The organism is Bradyrhizobium sp. 137 (assembly GCF_023074095.1).
Lineage (GTDB): Bacteria > Pseudomonadota > Alphaproteobacteria > Rhizobiales > Xanthobacteraceae > Bradyrhizobium.
Window position 1 is genome coordinate 21,797 of sequence record NZ_JADPKU010000113.1, and the last position, 22,502, is coordinate 44,298.

At 58.9% G+C, this 22,502-nt stretch carries 15 protein-coding genes and 4 pseudogenes; 11 read left to right on the forward strand and 8 right to left on the reverse strand.

The window, feature by feature from the left end:
* Positions 1-76: 76 nt before the first annotated feature.
* Positions 77-685, forward strand: coding sequence for a hypothetical protein (locus IVA78_RS34680; protein ID WP_346275327.1), 609 nt, complete (start codon positions 77-79; stop codon positions 683-685).
* Here the strand turns inward: IVA78_RS34680 and IVA78_RS29325 are convergent.
* From IVA78_RS29325 to IVA78_RS29350, 6 genes and pseudogenes are all read right to left on the reverse strand, one after another.
* A pseudogene (locus IVA78_RS29325) lies at positions 654-876 on the reverse strand (DUF2235 domain-containing protein); the annotation flags it as partial. The gene IVA78_RS34680 and the pseudogene IVA78_RS29325 overlap by 32 nt on opposite strands.
* Positions 873-1,442: a Mov34/MPN/PAD-1 family protein gene (locus IVA78_RS29330; RefSeq protein ID WP_247469031.1), complete on the reverse strand. Its 570-nt coding sequence runs from the start codon at positions 1,440-1,442 to the stop codon at positions 873-875. The gene IVA78_RS29330 and the pseudogene IVA78_RS29325, both read right to left, overlap by 4 nt.
* Positions 1,439-3,223 (reverse strand): ThiF family adenylyltransferase, encoded by a 1,785-nt coding sequence (locus IVA78_RS29335; protein ID WP_247469033.1) that lies wholly within the window; start codon positions 3,221-3,223, stop codon positions 1,439-1,441. The genes IVA78_RS29330 and IVA78_RS29335 overlap by 4 nt, the downstream gene beginning before the upstream one ends.
* On the reverse strand, positions 3,216-4,433 hold the full coding sequence (locus IVA78_RS29340) for a nucleotidyltransferase (RefSeq protein WP_247469035.1): 1,218 nt from the start codon (positions 4,431-4,433) through the stop codon (positions 3,216-3,218). The genes IVA78_RS29335 and IVA78_RS29340 overlap by 8 nt, the downstream gene beginning before the upstream one ends.
* Positions 4,430-5,335, reverse strand: coding sequence for an SAVED domain-containing protein (locus IVA78_RS29345; protein ID WP_247469038.1), 906 nt, complete (start codon positions 5,333-5,335; stop codon positions 4,430-4,432). The genes IVA78_RS29340 and IVA78_RS29345 overlap by 4 nt, the downstream gene beginning before the upstream one ends.
* A 731-nt stretch (positions 5,336-6,066) precedes the next feature.
* A complete protein-coding gene (locus IVA78_RS29350; RefSeq protein WP_247469040.1) occupies positions 6,067-7,497 on the reverse strand; it encodes an aldehyde dehydrogenase family protein in 1,431 nt (476 codons plus the stop codon).
* A gap of 755 nt (positions 7,498-8,252) precedes the next feature.
* Between IVA78_RS29350 and IVA78_RS29355 the strand changes: the two are divergent.
* Positions 8,253-9,439 (forward strand): annotated as a pseudogene (locus IVA78_RS29355) (aminotransferase class V-fold PLP-dependent enzyme).
* Between the two features lie 111 nt (positions 9,440-9,550).
* On the opposite strand, the pseudogene IVA78_RS29360 reads toward IVA78_RS29355, so the two are convergent.
* Positions 9,551-9,772 (reverse strand): annotated as a pseudogene (locus tag IVA78_RS29360) (IS5/IS1182 family transposase); the annotation flags it as partial.
* Positions 9,773-10,432: 660 nt separating this feature from the next.
* Positions 10,433-11,566: a DUF2817 domain-containing protein gene (locus tag IVA78_RS29365; protein WP_247469042.1), complete on the reverse strand. Its 1,134-nt coding sequence runs from the start codon at positions 11,564-11,566 to the stop codon at positions 10,433-10,435.
* A 585-nt stretch (positions 11,567-12,151) separates the two neighbouring features.
* On the opposite strand from IVA78_RS29365, the gene IVA78_RS29370 reads away from it, so the two are divergent.
* The 9 genes and pseudogenes from IVA78_RS29370 (at position 12,152) to pimC (ending at position 22,420) form a co-directional block, all read left to right on the forward strand.
* Positions 12,152-12,925: a hypothetical protein gene (locus IVA78_RS29370; protein WP_247469044.1), complete on the forward strand. Its 774-nt coding sequence runs from the start codon at positions 12,152-12,154 to the stop codon at positions 12,923-12,925.
* A 165-nt stretch (positions 12,926-13,090) separates the two neighbouring features.
* Positions 13,091-13,915, forward strand: a complete 825-nt coding sequence (locus IVA78_RS29375) for an enoyl-CoA hydratase-related protein (protein ID WP_247469046.1) — start codon at positions 13,091-13,093, stop codon at positions 13,913-13,915.
* A gap of 904 nt (positions 13,916-14,819) precedes the next feature.
* Positions 14,820-15,836 (forward strand): extracellular solute-binding protein, encoded by a 1,017-nt coding sequence (locus IVA78_RS29380; RefSeq protein WP_247469047.1) that lies wholly within the window; start codon positions 14,820-14,822, stop codon positions 15,834-15,836.
* A 565-nt stretch (positions 15,837-16,401) separates the two neighbouring features.
* Positions 16,402-16,941, forward strand: a complete 540-nt coding sequence (locus IVA78_RS29385) for a hypothetical protein (RefSeq protein WP_247469049.1) — start codon at positions 16,402-16,404, stop codon at positions 16,939-16,941.
* A gap of 753 nt (positions 16,942-17,694) precedes the next feature.
* The gene (locus IVA78_RS29390) at positions 17,695-18,969 is read left to right on the forward strand and encodes a pyridoxal-phosphate dependent enzyme (protein ID WP_249809117.1); all 1,275 of its coding nucleotides are present in this window, start codon (positions 17,695-17,697) and stop codon (positions 18,967-18,969) included.
* A gap of 91 nt (positions 18,970-19,060) precedes the next feature.
* Entirely contained in the window at positions 19,061-19,369 is a 309-nt protein-coding gene (locus IVA78_RS29395; RefSeq protein WP_247469053.1) for a hypothetical protein, read from the forward strand.
* A 523-nt stretch (positions 19,370-19,892) separates the two neighbouring features.
* Positions 19,893-20,228, forward strand: coding sequence for a M24 family metallopeptidase (locus IVA78_RS34335; RefSeq protein WP_346275326.1), 336 nt, complete (start codon positions 19,893-19,895; stop codon positions 20,226-20,228).
* 154 nt (positions 20,229-20,382) lie between these two features.
* A pseudogene (locus IVA78_RS29405) lies at positions 20,383-20,552 on the forward strand (IS630 family transposase); the annotation flags it as partial.
* Between the two features lie 668 nt (positions 20,553-21,220).
* Entirely contained in the window at positions 21,221-22,420 is a 1,200-nt protein-coding gene (gene pimC, locus IVA78_RS29410; RefSeq protein WP_247469054.1) for a pimeloyl-CoA dehydrogenase large subunit, read from the forward strand.
* Positions 22,421-22,502: the final 82 nt, after the last annotated feature.

Consider the following 22,502-nt stretch of genomic DNA (forward strand, 5'->3'; position numbering starts at 1 on the left):
CTCTCTCGTTCCCGCAGCGATTGTCGGTGTCATCACAGCTATCGTCACGGAGGCCGGACTGCTGTGGGGATTCATCATGCCGGCGTGGGCCGTCACCCGCACCGCGATGCTGGCCGCCGTGGTCTGGTTTCTGAAGCGGCGAAAGACCTCCAACCGGAAGACAATCTACGACTTCCCGAACGGGGGCAATCCGCCACGAGCGTGCGACGCCGTTTGGGACGGGAACTACTTCGATAGGCTTCTCAGCAAACACGTCCGCTTCGCGCCGTCCGCCAACGCGATCGACGAAACCCGCAAGGACTTCGACCGCGTCGGCTGGGGCGGGACCGAGCCTGCCGTCCATGCGCCAACACCCGGGCATACCTCGCCCAATTCAGGTGGTTCGGAGGCAACCATTCCGACATTGGCGGGTCCTACCCGGAGCCGGAGTCACGCCTTTCGATGTCGCACTCCACTGCATGTGCGAGCAGGCGGTGAGCGTCCCGGACGGTCTCGCGACCGGCGCAATCTTCGTCGGCAGGTAAAGCTGCCGCACTCGGGCGACTCCGGTGCCGCGCTCAACATCTTTCGCTGCAACGGCGCGCAGCATTGTGAGGTCGCCGGAATGCGCGATACACTCGACGAAGTCGCGGCCAAGCTGCCGAGGTGGGGTTTAGCTTCTGGACGAAGCGGACCGGGGCGGTGAGGGCGGTCGCTCCGACATCTGTGCCGAGTCCGGCGTCGTAGAACACAACCTGCTGCGAAGGATCTATGGTGGGGTCGGCATGGTCGCGGGGGGATGCGGTACATCTTGTAGATGTTGCTGATGCGCTGCTCCGGACGCACGCCGCCGTCCTGGCCGGTGCCGTCGGAAAATACGACGATGTTCTTCGTCATGATCCCTCGCTGCGGTTGGCGTCCGAGTACGCTGCGGGACCGCCTGGTTCGTGTCGTTCGGCGGAGGAGCGCGCAGCGATCGGCGACGTGATGCTGATTGACGCTATCCGGAGCCGATGGACCTGCGACCGATCGCAAACCGAGACGAACAGGCTTGCCGGAAACTGCGCGCGGCCGACGATGACCATGACGAACCCGTTAAGGGCGTGTTGCGAGCGCCGGACGCAATCTGAAATGTTGCGGCTATCGAGACTGGAGGGCGTGGCGAAATCCTCAGGATGCGTATGCCAGCAACCGACGAAATGCAGGTCCAGCCCGAACATTTCCTCGATCTCGCGTTGCTCGGCCTGTTCGTCCGGCCGATAGGAGTAATGGGACCGGCGGTCGCCGCGGCGTGGACCGGTGATGCGGCAGACGGAGATCACGGGAAGGTTTATCTTGGCGAATAGAAGACCGCCGGCTTCCCGCTGCCAGAAGCGCATTTGCTTGTAACGATGGAGATGGGCGAGCACACCGTCGACGAACGTGAGCGTTTGTCCGGAATTGCCGATGTCGAATGAGATCATGCCGCAAGGATCCTAGCGCTGCGGCCCCAACGCCGCTCGACGATCGTGGCGCCATCGAGCGCGTTCGGCGCGACGGCGCGCAGTTCGTCGCTCCACGTACCGTCGGCGGCTTCCACCGCTGCGCGCCTAGCCAGCCAGATCCGATGCGTTCCGGACCGGACCTGGCCGAGAAGGCCGTCGAGCGCGGCCTGCGCGACCATCGAAGTGACGAAACCAAGTTCGACCGGGCCGTAGGGGTCGAATGCCGCTCCGCACGCCGGTTCGTACCGGCGCGGGTCCTGTGCCCATCTCACGGCGACCAGATGGGGACTGCCGTAGGCATCGAGACCTGCGCGAAGGCTGTCGCCCGGTGCGGAGATCGCGATTGCGTGGCCGGCCGCAGCGTACGGCTCCGTCCAGCCGTATACGATTGGGACGCGGCGTCCCTGTGCCGCGTGCCACTCGTCAACGAGGGACTCTGCGGGCCAATCGCCCATGGCGGATACGATCAGGTCGACCCCGGCGAGGGGATCGTCGGCGCGTAATAGCAATTCCTGCACCTCCGAGACATGGTGGACCACCTCGACATGGGGCAGGGCCGCTCGGAGCTGATGCGCGAGCGCCGCCGCCTTCGGATCGTCGATGGATTGCACTCCCAGCGTATGTCTGCCGACGTTCGCGCTTTTCAGAAGCTGCTTGTCGACCAGGATAAACTTTCCGACGCCGGCACGCGCGAGCGCATGAGCGACGGGCGCTCCGATGGATCCGCAGCCGAGCATGGCTACGGTCGCATCGCGTAGTGTGGGAACGCGGGCGTCGCGGTCGCGGCCGTGAATCCAGGCCGGATCGACGCGTTCGACCGAATTGCGGTCGCACGGGGCTCCGCCGAATAGGCGGGCGCGGACCACGTGCTCCGGAACGGCCGAAGGACGGAAGCCTGCGCAAAGCGGGTCGCGCCCGCGGATGACGGCGGGTCGGTTCACAACGGCGGTCGCGAGGGCGGGGCCGGCCTCGGCCAGCGCACCGAAGAATACGAACGTGCGGGGAAGCGTCTCGCGCGCGAGTTCATCGAGCAGATCGGCGCCGCCGGCGCTTTCAGCCAGCGCATAGACATCCTTTGCGGACGACGGGTATTCCGGGGGTATCGGCACCCGATCGAGCCAAACGAACGCGCCGCCGCGGGACTTGATCTTCGAGGCGGCCACCTTTGGGGCGGCATTGCGCAGCCAGGCGCGGAGCTGCTCGTCGTTCTCTGCTATCACGGTCTGGCTCACGCCCTCCCAGACCCGGACCGGACGCGAAGGCGGACCGGGATCGAGTAACGACAGGACGGTGCGATCGCCGCCACGCTCCATGTGGTGCCAGTAGGTCAAAAATTCGGTACGGAAGTCGCCGTCCAGTTCGCCGCGGATCGCGGCTCCGACCATCGTGAATGCCTCGCTGAGCAACGACGCCACGCCATCGTACGGATCGTCCACCGACATCGTGGTCGTATCGGGGAAGAGGCAGAGAACGCCGTCCTTCTCGACGTGAGGCCAAGTCAGAAAGGGCGGCCGGTCGACGAGCGCGACGCGAGCCGGCGTCGACGGAAACCCAGCGGAGACGATCAAGTCGAGACGGCGAAGTCCGCCGGGAAAATCGGCGGCGAAGCGCCACCCCTTCTCGGCGGCACGTCCGCGGTAGACCGCGAGCTCTTTCCGGTCGAGCCTGCGCGGTTGCAGGCCGAGCTCCTCCCATCGCGCCTCGACCGCGGCGACGGCCGCGTCGAAACGTGCGACGAGAGGACGGCCCTTCTCAGGCATTCCGTCGGTCCCCTTCGAGACGGGGCGGGGCGCGGCGGGCCTCGGCTTCGTCGCGGACGAGGCCCGCGGTCAGTACAGCGGGTGCGCCGAGACGGGCCGCCGACCGCCTGCGCACCCGATCGGCGACACCACGACCGACCGACTTGGCGAGGGTCTCGGTGATGAGCTGCTTGTTGGAAAGTTCGGCGGCGTGCGCGAAGTCATGGCGGGCCTGATCGAGCCATTCGAAGAACGCGGCCGCTCGCTCGGGGTGTTTCCGCCACTTGTCCGCGAAGTTTTCGCTCGGATCGCTCGGGTTGGCCACGACGTAGCTGCCGTCGGGCGCCTGACCGATGAACCGATCCATGCCGTTCAGGATAGAGAACAGTGCATCGGAAATCTTCGCCTCGCCGCCGTAGGCGTGGGCTGCGAGCGTGGTGAGGATGATCGAGATCGGGCGTTCGTCGGACCTCGCGGCGAACATGATGTCGCGGTGGCGCTTGAGGATCATGATGGCCGACTGAAGCGGCGTCCGCACGGCATAGAACGGGATCGGCTCGGTGCCGGCGCGCACGCCTTTGCGGATCAGCTCCCGCTTACGTTCCTCGAAGATCACTTCCATCCGGCTGAGGAACCATTTGAGATAGCCGCGCGGATTTGACCTCGGCCAGTCGGCGGAAACGATCCGGTACGCGTGATGGTCGATGTCGGTGATCGCGATCGCGGTGTCGGCGAAGCTCGCGTCGAGCCGATGCGCCAGAAGAAGGGCGCGCTGCTCGGCGGCGTTCAGCAGGCCCGGCGTCACGTCCATGTGGAATTGCGCGCCGTCCGCGTAATCGAGACGCCAGCATCGTCGGTGCTCCTCGGCGGGCTTGTTCATGATCTGCGCGCGGGCGTAAAGCTTCATCTCGTCGCCGAGCATGTTCTTGACGTTCTGCTGGGTCGTCTGCGACTTGTTCAGCTTGCGGAACTCGCAGACGGCGTCTACGTCGTAGTGCTCTTCATCGCTGATGGGCGGGATCACGGTGCCGAGACCGAAGGACCCCTGGACATGTACCTGCGGGTCGAACTGCCGGATGCTCGAAGCTGGACGGTTCAGCCAGTCTCCGAGCGACTTGTAGCTGCGTTCTGCCTGTTCATAGCGGGACTCGGGGATCGCGAGCGAATCCGCGAGATCCTCAAGAGTCTCTTCCGCTTCGGGGGTGACGATGGGGCGCATGTGGACGTTCATGTTGGTCTCCGTGAAGTCAATGGGGCGTGTTCGAGCCGATGGGCGAGGGCGAAGCCGCCCAGCTTCCAGTTCTGGTCGTAGATCGCGAGTGAGGGATGTGCCTTCGGCTGCCACGACCGGCCGGCCTCGACAGCGATCGAGACCGGGACGGCGGGAAACACGTTCACCGTCACGTCCTCGCCGTGGACGAGCTTGATCTCGTCCAGCGTCTTGCGGAATAGCTTGGCGAACGCCGCGACATCCTCGGGACGCCGCACGATGTCGTTGTGCGCGGCGGCGGCCGAAATTGACCAAATCGCGGTGTCCGCACCGAGGATCTTCACGACGCGCTCGTCGGCGACGGGGGCGCTGATCTCGAGCTTGAGCGCGACGGCGTCGCCGGTCGGCTGCGATCGCTGCAGATCGTACCGGACCGGCGGCGACGACGGATCCCACTTCCAGCCCTTCGGGTCGCGCAGAAGCTGCCGGACGTCGGCTGTCGCGATGTCTGAGATCAGGCGGCCCAGTTCGAACAGGAGCGGAATGGGCGCGAGCCCGAAAGCGGCGAGGCGCTTGATCTCCTGGCGCTCCATCCGGCCGCGAACCTTCTCGCCGAAGACCGTCCGAAGATTCTTGACGTGGGTCGGCCAGTAGTCAGGATCGTCATCGTGGAGATCGAGGGTGACGAGATCGAGGTCGATCCAGCCGTCGTCGAGGGGGTAGCGGTCCGGGATCATGGACCACTTGAGCGCACCTTTCTCGACGGGCGACTCGTTGGAGCCGATCTTCGCGGCGTACCGGATGACGTGACTGCCGAGATCTTCGTCGATGCCGGTAACGATCCGAATGCGCGCTTCGTGACGGCGCTTCATCGCGACGAGCACGTTTTCTGGATGCTCATCGACCATCTCGCGGTCGAACACGCGGTGATGCGCGTCGCAGACGAGCATGAGGTTGTCGGGATCGTGCGCCAGCTTGGGAGACCGAACCGGATCTCCGCGCGGGCCCTCGGGCGAGTCCGCCACAATGTGTCCAATGTAGGCTGTGTTCGCGTTCGCGGCGCCGGAGATCGGATCGCCGACGAGAAGCTTGTTGCACCCGGCGTACTGACATCGTCCAGCAGCGCGGGCCCAGACGATATTTTCGACCTTCTTCGGGATGGCCTTGCGCGGCGCTTTATTGCCCTGCGGCCACGGACGCGCGGCACGCGGCGCCTCTTGAACTTCGACGTCCGTCTCTGCAACCACGCTAGTCACCGTATTTCTCAAAGTTGATTCATCATTCGTTCGTTGCGCAATTTTCGCGGCGAAGCCGAAGCCCGCCGCGAAGCCTTTATCTAATGTTCCCGGCGCCCTGGCGCCGGATAAAACGGGCAGCTACCCGCCTAGGTACCCTTTATCAGGGAACACGTTCTCCCCGTGGCTGCAACGCCCACCAGAGCCCCACGACGAACGGTTTCAGTTATACTTCCCCAATCATCACAATTTAAGCAACGGCGCCTGCTATCCACGGTGAAATTGATCACAGGCCGATTCTGCGAAGGAACACTCTACCAAAAAATCACAAGCTCTGACGGGTGAAACTTGAGAGCTTGCAGTCTCTATCGTCGTCGTATCGGAGTAGAGGTCTGCTCCACCGATTTAGGTCCGGCGCTTCAGTGCGCTACGGACCCAGCAACAGACTTGACTTCCAAATAATCCTCGAATCCGAAACGCCCCCATTCACGACCATTGCCAGATTGTTTGTACCCGCCAAATGGTGCGGCCCGGTCAAGGGATGCGCCTTGCAGATATATGTTGCCCGCTCGAAGCATGCGGCCAATCTTGCGAGCTCGCTCCATGGACCCTGAGAACACGTAACCGGCAAGGCCATATGGCGTGTCATTGGCGATTTGGATCGCTTCGTTCTCGTCGTTAGCGCCAATGATCGCAAGCACGGGTCCGAAGATCTCCTCGCGTGCAATGGTCATCTCGTTTTTGACGTCGGCAAAAATGGTGGGCCGGACGTAAAAGCCCTTATCCGTGCCGTTCGGGAGACCTAATCCGCCAGCAATCAGCGTGGCCCCTTCATCTATGCCTTTCTGGATCAAAGCTTGGATCTTCTCCCATTGGCCGCGGTTCACGACCGGGCCCATGTCGATGCCCGCCGCGCGGGGATGGCCAACCCGGTATTTACGGGCCAAGTTTTTCGCGATCTTTGTGACTTCTTCCATTTTAGCGTTCGGCACAATCAGGCGCGACGGCGCGTCGCAGGATTGGCCTGAGTTGAGGAATATCGTCTCAATGCATGCAGAAACGGCCTTTTCGAGATCAGCATCATCAAGAACAATATATGGAGACTTGCCTCCAAGCTCTTGGCTCACACGCTTTACAGTTAGGGCCGCTCGCCTTGCAACATCGATTCCCGCACGGGTCGATCCCGTGAACGACATCATATCGATATCTGGATGCTCGCTCATGGCCGCGCCCACTTCAGGACCTAGACCGTTGATCAAATTGAATACGCCCTTCGGTACGCCAGCCTGGTGAAGGATTTCCGCGAATATCAGCGCGCATGTTGGGGCAAATTCCGATGGCTTGAGAATCATCGTGCAGCCGGCGGCGAGCGCCGGCGCTACTTTGCAGGCAATTTGGCTGATCGGCCAGTTCCACGGCGTGATCATGCCAACCACGCCGATAGGTTCTCGAACAACCACAGTACTGCCAATGCGCTCCTCAAAGGAATAGTTCTTGAGCACCTCCAGAGTACTCGTGAAATGGCCGATGGCGGAATTTGCCTGCATCTGCTCAGCCATGGCCAGTGGTGCGCCTAGCTCATCGGAGATGGCATCGCCGATTTCCTTCGCCCGATCCTTATAAATCTCGATAATGCTTGCGAGCAGGCTTATGCGCTGCTTAGCAGTGGTTTGAGAAAAGCTCGCAAATGCGTGTCTGGCCGCCTTCACGGCCTTGTCGACGTCAGCTTTTGAGCCGAGCGCTAACTCATACAATTCCTCTGCGGTCGCTGGATTGATGGCATATGTTGCTTTCGCGACGGTGGGATCGACCCAAGCGCCGTCTATGTAGAATTGCATTCGATTGACCATCTTATCCTCTGGAGGTTGATGTTGCTTGGACGGAACCGATAGCCGTCTCGGCGGTGTTGTTTTAGGAATGCGTTTTGCTTCCGATAGCGAGGCCTGCAAAGGTGCCCTCGTCTGAAGCGGCTCAGTCAGAGGAACACGCGAATGAAAGCCGTTTGCATTCTCGCTCGTCCTGCTTGTCGTTCGTTCCCTTCCCTGATGAACACACGCGAACTGCTGCTCTATGGGTTTCGATTCCGCGCAGATGCGTCTAGTGCTGCTGGGGACGACACAAGCCGCGCTCTGAGCCGTCGCTGCTCCGGGGCTTTTCCACGTCCTGTGTAAGCTCTGACAAGTTGGCCCTGGCGCCCGTTTATCCTACCGGGGGCGCCGTGTAGCGATGATCCTCATCCATCTCCGGCGCATTTTCTTCGAAAAGAGTGCGACAGCGCAGATTTTCCTCAGTCTCCAGAAGTCTCTTCAGATTTCGAAAGATGCCAAACGCTTTTCGCCACGTCAGGCCCGAGCAAGCGAGAACAGCTACTTCAGTCCATTCTCCGATCCTGTACGTGCTGAAGGGGCATTACGCTTATGAAGTCGATTTCCAGCTGAAGTCGGCGGCCACCCGAGCTCTGAACTGGCCTCAAGGCGCTTACGTTGGAATTTTGCGCAATTTCGTTTTACATCGCTGAATTTGTGCGGCCTCCCGGCTGTCGTTTGCAAGTTTCAATCTCCGTTTCCGCTTACTAAGGAGGTCCTCCAACGAAGGGGCACTTTCTATGACTGTTCGCGCCGGCCGCGAGTTTCTTGCCCTTCCCGGGCCAACGACCGTACCTGACGAGGTCCTGCGCGCCATGCATCGGCCGGCGCTCGATATCTATTCCCAGCCAATGGTCGATTTGACGGAAGGACTGTTGCGCGACTTGTCGAGGTTGTTTGCGACCAAGGGCAAATCCTACATCTATGTCGCAAATGGGCATGGCGCGTGGGAAGCCGTGCTCTCCAACGTGCTCTCGCGCGGCGACAAAGTGCTGGTTCTGGAGAGCGGCAGCTTTGCGGTCGGGTGGGGAAATGCCGCGCGCGCTATGGGCGCCGAGGTGGAGGTGCTCAAAGGAGATTGGACCCGCGCGGTACGCGCCAGCGAGCTTGAGGCGCGCTTGCGCGCCGACAAGGATCACACCATCAAGGCTGTTCTTGTGACACAAGTGGACACCGCTTCTGGTGTCGTGAACGACATCGAGAAGATCGGAAAGGCTGTCCGCGCAGCTGGCCATCCCGCGCAGTACATGGTTGATGCCGTGGCATCGCTCGGCTGCATGCCATTTGAAATGGACAAATGGGACATCGATGTCGCGATGTCTGGGTCGCAGAAGGGCCTCATGACGCCCCGGGGCTAGGTTTCGTTGCGGTCAACGAGCGCGCGAGAGCGGTTCATCAGACGGCGAACTTGCGCACGCCCTATTGGGATTGGACTGAGCGCGACGGCATCGAACACTACCGCCGCTATGCCGGAACGCCACCCGTGCACCTGCTGTTCGCGTTACGCAAGGCCATTGACATGCTGTTCGAGGAGGGATTGGAGAATGTCTACCGTCGACACCACCTGCTCGCGGAATCGGTGCGCCGTGCGGTCGCGGTGTGGAGCAAGGAGCACGTGCTCGGCTTTAACATCAGTGAGGCCTCCGAGCGATCCAACGTGGTAACGACCGTGCTTATAGGCAACGGCTATGATCCGACGAAGCTCCATCACTACTGTACTGACAAATGCGCCGTGGTTCTGGGCATTGGCATCAGCAACCTCCAAGGGCGGGCGTTTCGCATTGCCCACATGGGCCACGTCAACGCACCAATGATTCTGGGTACTCTGGGCGTTGTTGAGGCCGGCTTGAAATCGCTGCAGATCCCTCATGGGAAAGGCGGCACGGAAGCTGCGATCACCTATCTTGCAGAAAGTGTTGGTCTGTAGCCTCCCAACCACTCTCAGCTTCGCGCTTTGCGGCTTGATTGTCCACTCAGAAGTCGTCCGTTATGAAGCCGGATTGTGCTAGCTTGGTCAGTCGATTGAGTATCGTAGCAGTCACAGGGACAGGGCCCAAGAGCTCTATGAGCCAAGCGAGAATAGGGCGGAAGTTGTGGCCCACGGCTGAGAGGCGTACGTTGGCGGCGGTTCCTGGGCCGCCTTTGAAGTGGCCGCGGCCGAGGTGACCTTCGGTCTTCATGTGTCCGATGGCGATCTCAATAGCGGAGCGACCGCAGCTCGCGCTGATGGCACCGAGACGCCGCGCTTCTGACCGGATATGAGCCGCGACGTGGATCTTGCGCGTGCGTGGACCACGCCCGCTCTCAGGGCCAACGCTGAGCCCAGCGGGGCAGCAGCGTAAGTCATGTAGAATACGAACATTGCCACAATCGTTATCGATTTCCGGACAAACGTATTCCATGCCATTGGTCTCGATGCTGCAGGCGTAATCACGCCACGGAAGAAGCGGCCGAGAAATCAGTTTGACGAGTCACTAGGCAATATGCCTGACCGGAATGATCTGGTCCAACCGCGCCCGGCAGGCCACTCCGGCCCGGGGCTTCATCAGCTGCATCGTGCCCTACGACACATAGTAGAATCATGCCCCGTTGCGAAAGGGATCTACAAACGGAATTGCCTATAGTTCGAATCTCTGCAATCTCAAACGGCCCCGGATCGGGGAACGACTGCCGCTCAATCTATTCGCGGACGCCTCCGAAGCTGACGCGATTCAGCGAGAAGTTGCGCTACGATATGCCGGGCGCCGGGGCCGGAACCACGTTCATGAGATGACGCGATCCACTTAGTCGAAAACACCGTATGTGGAGAGCAACGAGTTGGTACCGAGTGCGGCTTCGTTTCGAGGTATTGTCGCTGCCTGCGTGCCAGCTTTCCCACAGCATCCATGCGCAAAGATGCCTTAATTAGCCGCCTTTGCCATCACATTAAGCGCTCCACACCACTTTCCGCTCGCATGCCTTCCATCAATTGGCGATGAACCTGGCGGCTTCGATAAAGCACCATTTCCTTCCAATCGGTTCTCTCGGGGTAGTAGTGCTGCTTCACGCGCTGGCGGATGTCGCGGCCAACGCCGCTTTCGATCTGAGCTTGACCATAAGCATAAAGCCAATGATCACCCCGCAACAACGGTCTGGCCGCATCCGGAGGGTAGGTCCCGAATTCTAGGCAAACGTAGACGTGGCGATCACCGAGGAGCCGCTGCCAGTAATCGTCCTGCGTGCCATTGAGTACCAAGGCCGACGAGGTGCCAAGATCCGGTGACGTGACTGAATGGCCAAATATGTCACGTGCGCGCTGATATCCAGTAACGCCCGATGCCTGCTCGCACTGCAGCTCGCCATAGCCATATGGCCCGAGGCCCGTGTGATAGTCTACTATTAGGACACGGTGACGCGATCCGATACTGTAGTCCGATACGATCCGCTCAAGTGTTTGGCGAGCGAGGGTAGGGCCGAATCCACCGAAGAACATCCCGTTCGGGTGTCGATACTGACCAGTGGTCCGTGCCTTCCGGTAGGCAGTTTCGCCGTATGTTGCCCGGTACGTTTCAATCGCCGCCTCAGCGGCCGCAAACACTGGCCCTTCCAAAGCGCATGGCACCAGGCTTTCCGCAAGTGCGTCGTATCCTTCATTTTGAGGAATGGGAGCCGCGAAATCGATGAAGTTTCTGTTGAGGTCGCAACCTTCTTGCGTAACGCGCCGATCCCATGCGAACCCATATGGATTGATGGCATGAATCAGCAACATTGCTTCATCAGATTTAAGCCTCTCATAGCCCCGCTCAGCCAACCAATCGAGCTGTGCTGCAGATCCACAATATCCTTCGACGCCATGGGTGGCTGATATCAGAATTCCAACTTTCGAAGCTCCCCGATCTCCGAACCATCCAACATCCGTTGAGAGCTCTTCTCCACCAGGTCCAGGGGCCGGCGATGAATAGACGGCTGCTTCGCCCACCACGGCCTGACGAACATAGTCTCGAAATTTTTGGCGAGCTTCGAAGTAGTTCGATGAAAAGTGCTTATTTGCTGATTGGACAATGGCGTCGTTCATCGGCATTCCACTCGTGGTTCGGAACGGGCTGCGCCTCTCTGCGAATGGCGAGCCGCCAGTTGCATCGGTTAGACGCTCCGGATCCGCTTGTCGGATCAGGACCAAAGCTCTACCGGATTCAGTTCGCAGCTTTTCGGCGTTTAGGTCCCGGATCCGGTGAATGAAGGCGTATTCCGGACGACATCTTCCAACGAAAACCGAGGAAACAAGCCGCTTGGCTCAGCCGAAAGGCCTCTGCTTGGAAGGCCGCCAGCTGAGCGCCAGCGCGATTCAGCCAATCCAGGTCTGAAATTTGCACGAAAGGCAGCACATTGCGCAGAATTTCTGTCGTGTTGGGCCGTTTTTCGCAATATGAGCGTCCTTGACAATACAATATGGTTGCTGTGCGAAAGCGCGGACGGCACCTTGCCGTGGCCGAGCAACGTGTCGATTGTCGAGATATGGAAGGCGAGGACGCTGAGTGCAGCCTCTCGCGTCCACAGTGGCCTGGCTCGAGAATTTGGATGCAATTGATCGAACGATTGCATCGCCGGATCTGGTCTGCATGCCTTTCACTGGTTGCAGGACCAAGAAAGGAGAACGCTGATGACTGGGGCACTCTATTTTAAGAGCGATGACATGGTGTTTGCGCAAGTTCAAGGCGACGCCACTGGTTCCGCGAAACTTTGCCAATTGATTGGTCCCGAAGCCAGCAAGACAATCGATGCCGGTGTGGCTATCTACGATGGCTGCTCGATCGACCGCAGGGTGAACTACGACGAGACGGCCATCGTCCTTGGTGGAACATTTCGGATCCTCACCGGAGAAAACTATAGCCGCGTCATTGAAGCAAAGTTCGGGGATGTAATTTGGCTCACTAAAGGGACTCGCTTGAAGTACCAAGGTGACAAGGCGAAGGTATTTTATGCTCGTCATCCAGTTGATTGGGCTAGTAGCAGCCCGGTTATCGAGGTGAGCAAGCCAATGACCGACGTATACCACTTCAGAAGTACGGACATGATCTATTCACAGATGCAAATCTATTCGGGAGGCTTCGCATCCACGTGTAGCCTCGTTACTCCCGAGATTAGCAAGTCGCTCGGCGCTACGATTGCGACCTTTGACGGTAGCTCGGTCAACTGGACGACAGAATATGATCAAATCTCGGTCGGGCTGAGTGGTATTATGCGGATCCGCACGGGCGAGAACTATAGTCGTGCAATAGACGCAAAGTTGGGCGACGTGGTTTGGCTGCCGAAAGGGACGCCGCTGAAGTACGAAGGCGAAAGAGGAATTATGTTCTTTGTCCCGTACCCAGTCGATTGGCGTCTGCGGAGTCAGCCTGTGAGGCCGAAACCGTGGCCTGCATCGGTGCGATGAATCCATACGTGAAAGAGATCCGGGCAGAAATGATGAGATCCTCATGATTTCCGAGCTTTCCGAGTCGAGCCGTTTCCGGCGCATGGGCAAGCTCTGTAAGGTTAAGGGCGGTCCCCTCGTATGTTAATTGCCAAGGCGCGGCAAAGTAACAATTGAGCTATGAGCATGTCACACACATTGACAATCGACACCGGGACGGATGACCTGCTTGCAGCGATCCGTGACCGCGTGGCCGTAATTACGCTTAATCGGCCACAGGCGCGCAACGCAATTTCCAAAGGAATGAAAGCGGCTTGGGTCACGTTGATCAAGCGCTTTGCCGATGACTCAAACGTCGGCGCCCTCCTTATCACCGCCGCAGGGACCGCATTCTGTGCCGGCGGCGATGTAAAAGGCATGGGCGATAGTACGGCAACGGCCGAAGCAACATTCGAGCAGCGCGTGGCTGATCTGCGCGCTGACCAGCGAACGTTGATCGGTGACCTGTTCGCAGTGAGAAAACCAACGGTTGCGGCACTTCCAGGGCCAGCTGCCGGCGCGGGCCTTGCTCTTGCTCTCGCCTGCGACATCCGCATCGCTGCACAGTCCGCCATTCTGACCACCTCATATGCGAAGGTCGCGTTGGCGGGAGATTGCGGTATAGCCTGGCTGCTGACGCGACTGGTCGGCGTGTCTCGCGCGCGCGAACTGATGCTCCTATCGGAACGCATCGATGCGCGGCGAGCGGAAGCGATGGGTCTGCTCAATCGCGTGGTGGCCGACTCGGAGCTGGCTGAATCGGCGCTCGCTTTAGCCGCTTCACTCGCCCACGGACCCACTTTCGCGTTTAGCTGTATGAAGGACAATCTGGATCATGCCGTCGAGTCTGACCTTTTGCAGTCGATGGACTATGAGGCAGAGAACCTGATCAGGACGGAATCGACGTTTGACCACAAAGAAGGCGTGCGGGCGTTTGCGCAGAAGCAGAAGCCAGTGTTTCGTGGACGTTGAAGATTGATTTCAATTCGCTGAGATAGCCTCGCTTAACAGACGAAAAGACTGTCTGCATTTCTCGTAATGGGCCAAGAAATCGATCCCGACATAGCTCATAAAGCCCTCGGCAAGTAGCAGATCCGTCTGTGCCCAACATAGGAGTTCCTTGTCAAACTCAATTGTCGAGCGCACCAGCCAGTGGAGGCAGGCAGGAATCACCGTATGCCGCGCGATATCAGGCAGGTGTATCGATGCGCTTGACGGCCTGCGGCGAGATCGCTGCGGCGGTTTAACACCGCTTGGTTCGTCCGCCCAAATCGTACTTGTTCCCCTTTGGTTGCTTAATTTTACTGTCGTCAAACGACTGCTGCCGCGACAATCCGTGCCGTCGCGCTACCGAGCCGATCGAGTGACCGCCGACCTGCCGGCGGCAAGCCGTCCCGTCGAAACGGCGCGGTAGCGCGGCGTCCCGTCTCCCTCGGGTGACGGCCACTTTGTCGAGCTAAGGCGAGTGCTGTGTGACAGCACTTATGAACAGCAATAAGTGCAGTGCTCAGATTGAGCGGTTCGAAGTTGTTAAGACTGGCCGTGCAGCCGGTGGACCCATGACGACAAGCTCCGGATTGTCTCGGGGAGTCTGCAGACCTCATGAGCCGTCTCGTCGACGGCGCAGCGAGGCATCTCGAGCTCGCTGCTGTCGACTGGGCGGCGATCGTTCGGGACCCATCCTAAAGATAGTGAGCAGCTTCAGCCTGCCCAGCGATGGTGACACCGAGCGGCCTCCGGTGCAAAGACAGTTTTCACCCACGGCGGCGAATTGGCGCATGCAAATTGTGGTCGGCAAGGCTTGCCGTGTGATCGTGGACGCCGGCCTTAATCTTACGCGTTGTCTCGCGAGCCGGACTGCGCGCATGCTCCTATTTTGCAGGATTTCTTCGATCTGGTCCCGTTTTTCGCAGCCTTTCGTCCGTTGCTACATTCTACGACGCCAAGCGCAAACAATTTTGCTCTGCGTCACTCGGGGAAGCGTCATGACCAACCAGAATGCCGGGGACGGTTCATTCTGCGGCCTGAGCCGCCGTTCATTGCTGCAGTCAAGCGCTGCGTTATTGAGCCTGCCTCTGATCGCCCAGATAACGAGCGCCTGGGCGCAGGAAAAGCTCGCCGGGTCTGGGGAAGTAGTCGCTTTCACTTGGGGGGTTCTTATACCGAGGGCGTTCGACGATATGTCTTTGAGCCGTTTAAACAGGCAACGGGCATCAAAGTCGTGGAAGCAGTTGGCGACCTACCTGTGCCTCTGGTTAAAGCGATGTACCATGCCGGTCGGGTCGATTGGGACATCGCATATCTGCCGCGCAAGAACTATCCAGAAATGCACGAAGCTGGAATGTTCGTGCCCATTGATTACAGCCTTTGGGATCAAGAGTCGCTTGATGGCACGCCGCCCGAGGCCCGGCGCAAAGACGCGGTCTATATTGATCACAACTCAGAGGTGCTCGCCTACGAACCCCGTGCGTTCCCTGATGGTGGGCCGCAAACCTGGGTAGATTTTTGGGACGTAAAGAAGTTCCCCGGACCACGTGGCTTGTACGCTTCGAGGGGGCAGAATAACATCCGCTATGCGCTTATCGCCTCCGGATTCGCTAAGAAAGATATGTGGCCGCTCACTGATGATAAGCTCGATATTGCGTTCAAAAAGCTCAACGAAATTAAGCCGCACATCTCAAAATGGTGGAGTGCTGGAGGAGAGCCGGCACAGCTTCTGATCAACCGAGAGTACGCAGTCACGAGTATTTACGACGGTCGTGCCATCGCTGCAATTCGCCAAGAGGCGTCAATCAAATTTAGTTGGAAGGCGCCCACGTGGGGCCCACCTTGGGGGTGGTTCTCAAGGGTGGTCCCAACACAAATAATGCACAAAAGCTGCTTGCCTTTCTGAATCGCGCGCAGATTGCCGCGGGGTTCACGCAAGCCAGTGGCTATCCGGGTCCGAATTCAAACCAGCTCAAACACCTGCCGCCCGACTTGGCGTCACTTCTCAGCATTGATCCGGTGAACGCTTCGAAATTTATCATTGACGATTTCGCCTGGCTCCAAACAAAACGCGCGGACGGCAAGACAAATGAGGATTACATCCAGGACCGTTGGCTCGCGTGGCGGGCAGGATAAGCTTGTGAGCGATTCACCGCCGTTGAGTGTGAGCGTCTCGCCCTCGTACCTTGGGTCCGGATGAATGCCGAGCAAGTCCAAAGTAGCCAAGTCTGTTTTTGACTTCCGCGAGTCTGAAGCGAAGGAGAGTTTGATGACCCAACAGTCATTTGGACTCGGGATTATCGTGCCGTCGAGCAACACAGTTCTAGAACGTGACTACACACGTCTAGGATTGGACGGCGTCAGCTTTCATTTCAGCCGAGTTCTCAACTCTGAAGATACTATCGAGCAGCTTACGGCGATGAAGGAAAGCTCGCGCGAGGCTGCCCGGCTGCTCGGTCACCCCCCGTTGAATGAAAGGCATCGCCCTCGGTTGTACGGGCGGAAGCTTTCTCGAAGGCATGGGCTATGATCAAAGCGTTGTAAAGGTGATGGAAGAGGCGTCTGGCCTGCCTGCTGTCACAACGTCCGGAGGGGTGCTGGCGTCGCTTCGCGCACTTGCTGTGCGGAAGGTCGCAGTCTTTACTCCCTACGATGAATGGCTCTCCAACCGTCTCGTAATGTTTCTTCGGAGCAACGGCTTTGATATCGCGTTCCACGCTTTCGGGTTCGATCTGCGGACAACCCTTCAGGATGACTGTTGGCAGCCCATCAACGATTGGGTAGCAGCCCAAGTACCTGATGATGCTGACGGTGTGTTCATTAGTTGCACAGACTTCGGTTGGCTGCGTGGCATCGCTCCGCTCGAGGAGCGTATCGGTATTCCGGTGGTAACCAGTGATCTGGCTACTCTCTGGCACCTCCTTCAAACCGTCAACGCGGATGCAAGACTGCCGGCGAACCTTTCGCGGCTGACCCAGGTCTCCAAATCTGGCTTGAGGAATGTGGGTTGATCCCAGCAGTCGAGCGGCACGACGCGAGGTTTTGAGGTCCGAGCATTGCATTTCATAGATTCAGCCAGCTCTTCGGCTGGCGGCAGGGCAATAGAGCCTCGAATGGTGTTTGAAGTGGCAACCGGCCAGCTCGCCAGTACGCCTAAGAGACAGGGACGCGCTAAACCAGGTGCCGGTATCCATCGCCACAGAACCGGATATCTGTCTTTAGAAAGATCGAGCCGTCAAGGCGGCATGCTCACATGGCTTGCGTTACCGGAGCTGAAGTCGCTGGCCGAGACCGAAAGTCAGGAGCGATACCGCAGCGTGGTTAGAGACAGCGCTATAGAGTCAGTGCCCGATCGGACCCGTATCTTACTTCGCATCGATGCCAGCTCGTCCCATGCCTTTCACTCCAGGGTTCTGAGTAAGTTGCTTCCTGTGGCGGCCCGGTGCATGCGGGCTAAGCACCCGTTGGATGCGCACCCGCTTTATAGATCTACTGAACACACCGCAGCTAGCCGTCGAAAGAGTCTCGATCGCGCTCAGATGTTCGTAGGCAACGGATCCGTGCTTGTCAACGTCGAGGATATGCTGAGCATGCTGCTTGTTGGGATGCACCGTCATACAACAGCGGTCATTACCGGACAGGCGTTGCTGATGTGGTCTGGTCGACGAAACTGACCTTCGACCGAAGATAACATTGATTTGCTATTCGAAGCGGGGTCCAGAGAATTGCCGCTCGCAAGTCTTGCTCCGCTAATGGAGGGAATGATGACGGTCTCGGCGCTCGAGAACATCGCAGCTCTTGCCTGTATACGCTGTGCGAGGAGGTATCCGGCAGGTTCCGTGATTGACTCACGAGGCTGCCCAGCATGTCGAGCGGTCGCACCGTCAAACTTGCAAGTTGTTTATTGCGAAGGGAGCCTCACTGCACGACGGTGGCCGGGCGGTGCCGGTCAGCGTTGGAGTCGATTTGAAGGCTTCCTACCAGTATCGGCGGCCGAGATAGTAAGTCTAGGCGAAGAGACTACTCCACTCGTGCTCGGGCAGCGCATTGGCGAATCCATTAAGTGTCCTCAGCTGTTCTTCAAACAGGAAAGCCGCAATCCCACCTGGTCGCATAAGGATCGGTTCTCATTCGTTGCGGTTTCCCACGCTCGCAAGATCGGAGCGAGGACCGTCGCGACCGCCTCAACGGGAAATGCCGGTGCGTCACTGGCGGCCTATGCGGCAAAAGCGGGCCTTCCCTGTGTTGTATTGACCTCCCAAGCTGCCAGCGGGCTCATGACCGAGCAGATAAAGCGATACGGCGCGATGGTTGTGCCGCTGCCAGAAGGACGCCAGCGATGGCCGGTGCTCGAAGAGGGGGTTCGCCGGCTCGGCTGGTATGCCACTTCTCCTTTTGCTGCCCCTGTCATTGGCAGTCATCCCGTGGGAATCGAGGGATATAAAACGATCGCCTACGAAATCTACGAACAACTTGGTGACAAAGTGCCCGATTGGATCGTCGTTCCCACAGCCTATGGAGATGTGCTGGCAGGCATTTTCCGAGGTTTCCAAGATCTAGTTGACCTTGGCCTTGCTGCCAACACACCTAAGCTGGTGGCGGCGGAAATCTATGGGTCACTTGCGCACTCGCTTGGTCAAGCAGGTGATGCGGTCGCCGAAGTCGAGCGAGATCACGATACCCGTGCCATTTCCATCTGGTGTGTCCAGAGCTCATTTCAGGCTCTGCAGGCTCTGCGAGCCTCGGGGGGCCAAGCTGTGAGGGTCGGCGATAACGACTTAATCAACCTACAAAATGAGCTTGCTCGCACAGAAGGTATTCTTGGTGAGCTCTCTTCCGTGACAGCCCTGGCAGCTACGCGAGAGCTGCGAGAGCGTGGAGACATTAAGGCTGACGACACTGTGATCTGCCTGCTTACAGCAAGTGGAATGAAGGACCTCGACTTGACCGCCGTTCCGGACCGGAGCGTCCCTCGGCTGGAGGGCAACTTGTCGTCTGCTCTGAGCTATCTGGAAGAAAAGTACGGAGACGTCCCCTGATGTGCAGGGCACTGGCCCATTGCCAAGCTGAAACGAGGACCTACTTTGTTGATGTTCCACGCCGAAAGCAGTTTTTAAGGAAACGATTAAGATGGACTCGATAGAAAATCCGACGAATTTGGCGATCGCGCGCAGGAGCAAGCTGTTTGCTCTGCTTAGTGATGATATTAGTGCCGTTGTCTCCGGCGATCTGCCCACCAAGAATTACCTCAGCGGCTATTACAGTATGAACGATACGTATGCATCGTATCTTTCGGCTGCCGTGGCGACGCGCGACAAGACTGTGCTGGTCGTCAGCGCGGCTGACGCCGGTCCGGCGTTGGAGATCTTGGGCGATCCTGCACTCGTTTCCGCTATGGGCTGTTTTACTTCGAGAGATCTTCCGATGGCCCTTCCGTAGAATACGACGTGCCAGGCTTCAAAACCTTCGAGGATGCGGTTCGGGCCGCCGTCAGGGCTGTCGCGCCAAAAGGACTCAAGCTCGGTGTCGACGGTAGCCGTGGCGCTGGCCTGGCAACGCTGCTCAGCACAGAATGGCCGGTCCTTGATATCAGCGATGCGGTTATTCGTAGTCGGACCACGAAGCTCCCGGAGGAATTGGTTCGGCTTAGAAAAGCCACTCAACTTGTTGAAACCGGCATCGACGCGATCCGGCGGGAGTTCAAGATCGGAATGAGCGAGTGGGAGCTCGCCGGCCTCGTTGCGAGCGAAATGGTTTGCGGCGGTGGCGTCCCCGAGTTCATCAGTTTGACGACAGGTCCGCGCTCCGCGCTTGCGGACGCATATCCGACAGGGCGTAAAATCCAAGCTGGAGACCTCATCCGCCTCGACGCCGGCTGCGTAGTGGATGGGTACAAATCTGACATGGCCCGCTGCTTTGTTGTAGGCGACGCTTCGAGGCTCATCACGACCCGCTACAGGCCATCGCCGAGGGTCTTGAGGCGGAACTCGCCGCAGTGCGCTCCGGAGCAAATGTGCGCGACCTTTACCTGGCGGCCGTCCAGGCAACCCGCAGCGCGGGCATTCCCTCATATCGGCGACACCACTGCGGGCATGGCATTGGTCTTAGTGGATATGAATACCCGCTCATCAGCGAGGCGTCTGAGGCCGTTCTAGAAGATGGTATGTGCCTCTGCGTCGAAACGCCGTTCTATGAGCTGGGATGGGGCGGGATGATGATCGAAGATACGATCCGCGTCACCGAGGAAGGGTTCGATCCGATCACGACGATACCGCGTCAGCTATTTCAACTCGCATAAGCGAAAACCGGATCAGCGGCGCTGTCGCGACACCTGGCCAAATCCGGTGCGGGCAAGGCCGTCCACGGCGTGGATAAACATGCGGTTCAAACGACAGGTGCGGGGGCTCGGGGATTAGCGCTTCACTTTCCGCTTGAGCCTGGCCTCGACGGGCGTTGAGGTGTTCTTCGAAGACTGTCGAAGCGGCGCCTCCATCGCCCGGTCTGGCCCTCTGTCATCGATCTCCAGCACGCCATCAACTGCTATCTCGCAGAATCGACGAGCCAAACTACTCATGTCTGGACCGCTGACCCAGACAAAACTCATCGCTGCCGTCAGACATGACGCTTGTCACCAGAATTGCTCATTGAGACTGATATGCTTGTTCCGGACGCTGCACACCCTTGGGCAACCCTTGGCAAGACCGGGTTTGCGCCCGCGCCCTGGACCATCATGTCTCGGCACAATGCCGCCATGATTCGATCGCGCTGGCGGGCATCTTCGCTGAGATTGACGAAGGAGAACGCCTGATCGTCAGCTACATCAACAAAACCTTGATACCGTTCTTACAAGAAATCCGCCGTGCTCACCCTATAATTCAGGTGTGCAGCTGCAGAAGTGCGCAACGCGGCCGGCGCCTATAAACACATCCACATCGGTGATAGCTCTTCAGGATGAGCCCGACATCAGCGGACTCTTCAGCAGCAAGTGGCGCTTTGCTGCTACTAGATTTTCAGTCCGCGCCAACAGCTGAGGCGCCGATGGGTTGGGATCTCCGCAAACAAGAAAGGCGAGCCTGTAGAACCGGGCCGTCGACAGAACTCTTGGTGTCTCTCATACTCGATCGTGCCGGTCACCGTGACAACTCGGCTCAGAAGCGCAGGGTATATGCGCATTATGCCGACTTTGCGCAGCTTTTTGGCGCACGCCACCCGGATTAAAGACTTTTGGCTTCAAGCCTTAGATATATTGCCAATAGGATCGGCGCTGCGTGGCGCAATTAGGAAGCAACGATGGATCTGAATTTTACAGCTGACGAACTCGCCTTTCGCGACGAGGTTCGGGCATTCTGCCGCTCCGCAATTCCGGCAGACATCCGCGATAAGCTCATTGCGGGCAGACACCCTAGCAAAGATGACAAGGTGCGCTGGACCCGTATTCTGGCGCAAAAGGGATGGGCGGTGCCGCACTGGCCCGTGGAGTACGGCGGCAAGGGTTGGACGCCAGTCCAGCAGTACATCTTCGGAGAGGAGGTTAGTCAGACTCCGGCGCCGGAGCCGGCCGGTAGCGGCATTAACCTGGTTGGTCCGGTCATCTATACCTTCGGCAATGAAGCGCAGAAGAAGTACTTCCTGCCACGCATTGTGAACGTCGATGATTGGTGGTGCGAGGGCTTCTCGGAGCCGGGGGCTGGTTCCGATCTGGCGTCGCTCAAAACGCGGGCCGTGCGCAACGGGGACCACTATGTCGTCAATGGCCAGAAGATCTGGACTTCGTTGGCGCAATACTCCAACTGGATCTTCTGCCTGGTTAGAACTGATCCTGATGCCAAGAAGCAGCGGGGCATCTCGTTCCTCCTGATCGACCTGACGTCGCCTGGCGTTACCGTGCGTCCAATCCAGTTGTTCGACGGCTATCCCGAAGTTTGTGAGGTTTTCTTCGACGATGTGCGGGTTCCTGTCGAGAATCTCGTGGGAGAGGAAAATCGCGGCTGGGATTACGCCAAGTTTGTCCTTGGCAACGGACGCGTCACGATAGCTTGCGTTGGCCTTTCGAAGGAGCGCATCCGGCGTATTAAGGAGCTTGCTTCGCGGACTCGCCTCGGTGGCGAGCGGCTCATCGACAGGGCCGATTTTCGCAAGAAGATTGCCGCGGTCGAGGTTCAGCTCAAGGCGCTTGAGATGACGCAGATTCGCGTCGTGGCCAACCAATCGAAGCTCGAAAAGGGTACGCAGGATCCTGCGAGCTCGATCCTTAAGATCAAGGGTTCGGAGATCCAGCAGGCGACCGCTGAGCTTCTGATGGATGTGATCGGCCCTTACGCGCTGCCCTATCAATCAGAGGAAGAGTTTCAGCGCGGGGAGGCCTCGATCGGTCCCGACTGGGCTGGACCGATCGCGCCTGCTTATTTCAACGGGCGTAAGGTGCCGATCTATAGCGGCTCGGACGAGATCCAGAAGAACATCATCGCAAAGGTTGTCCTTGGACTCTAACGCCTCGGCATAATCACCAGATGCTGCCTGCGCAGTGCTCTAAAGAGTTTTCAGGGGCAAAGGTGCGGCCCCGTTTCAGGAG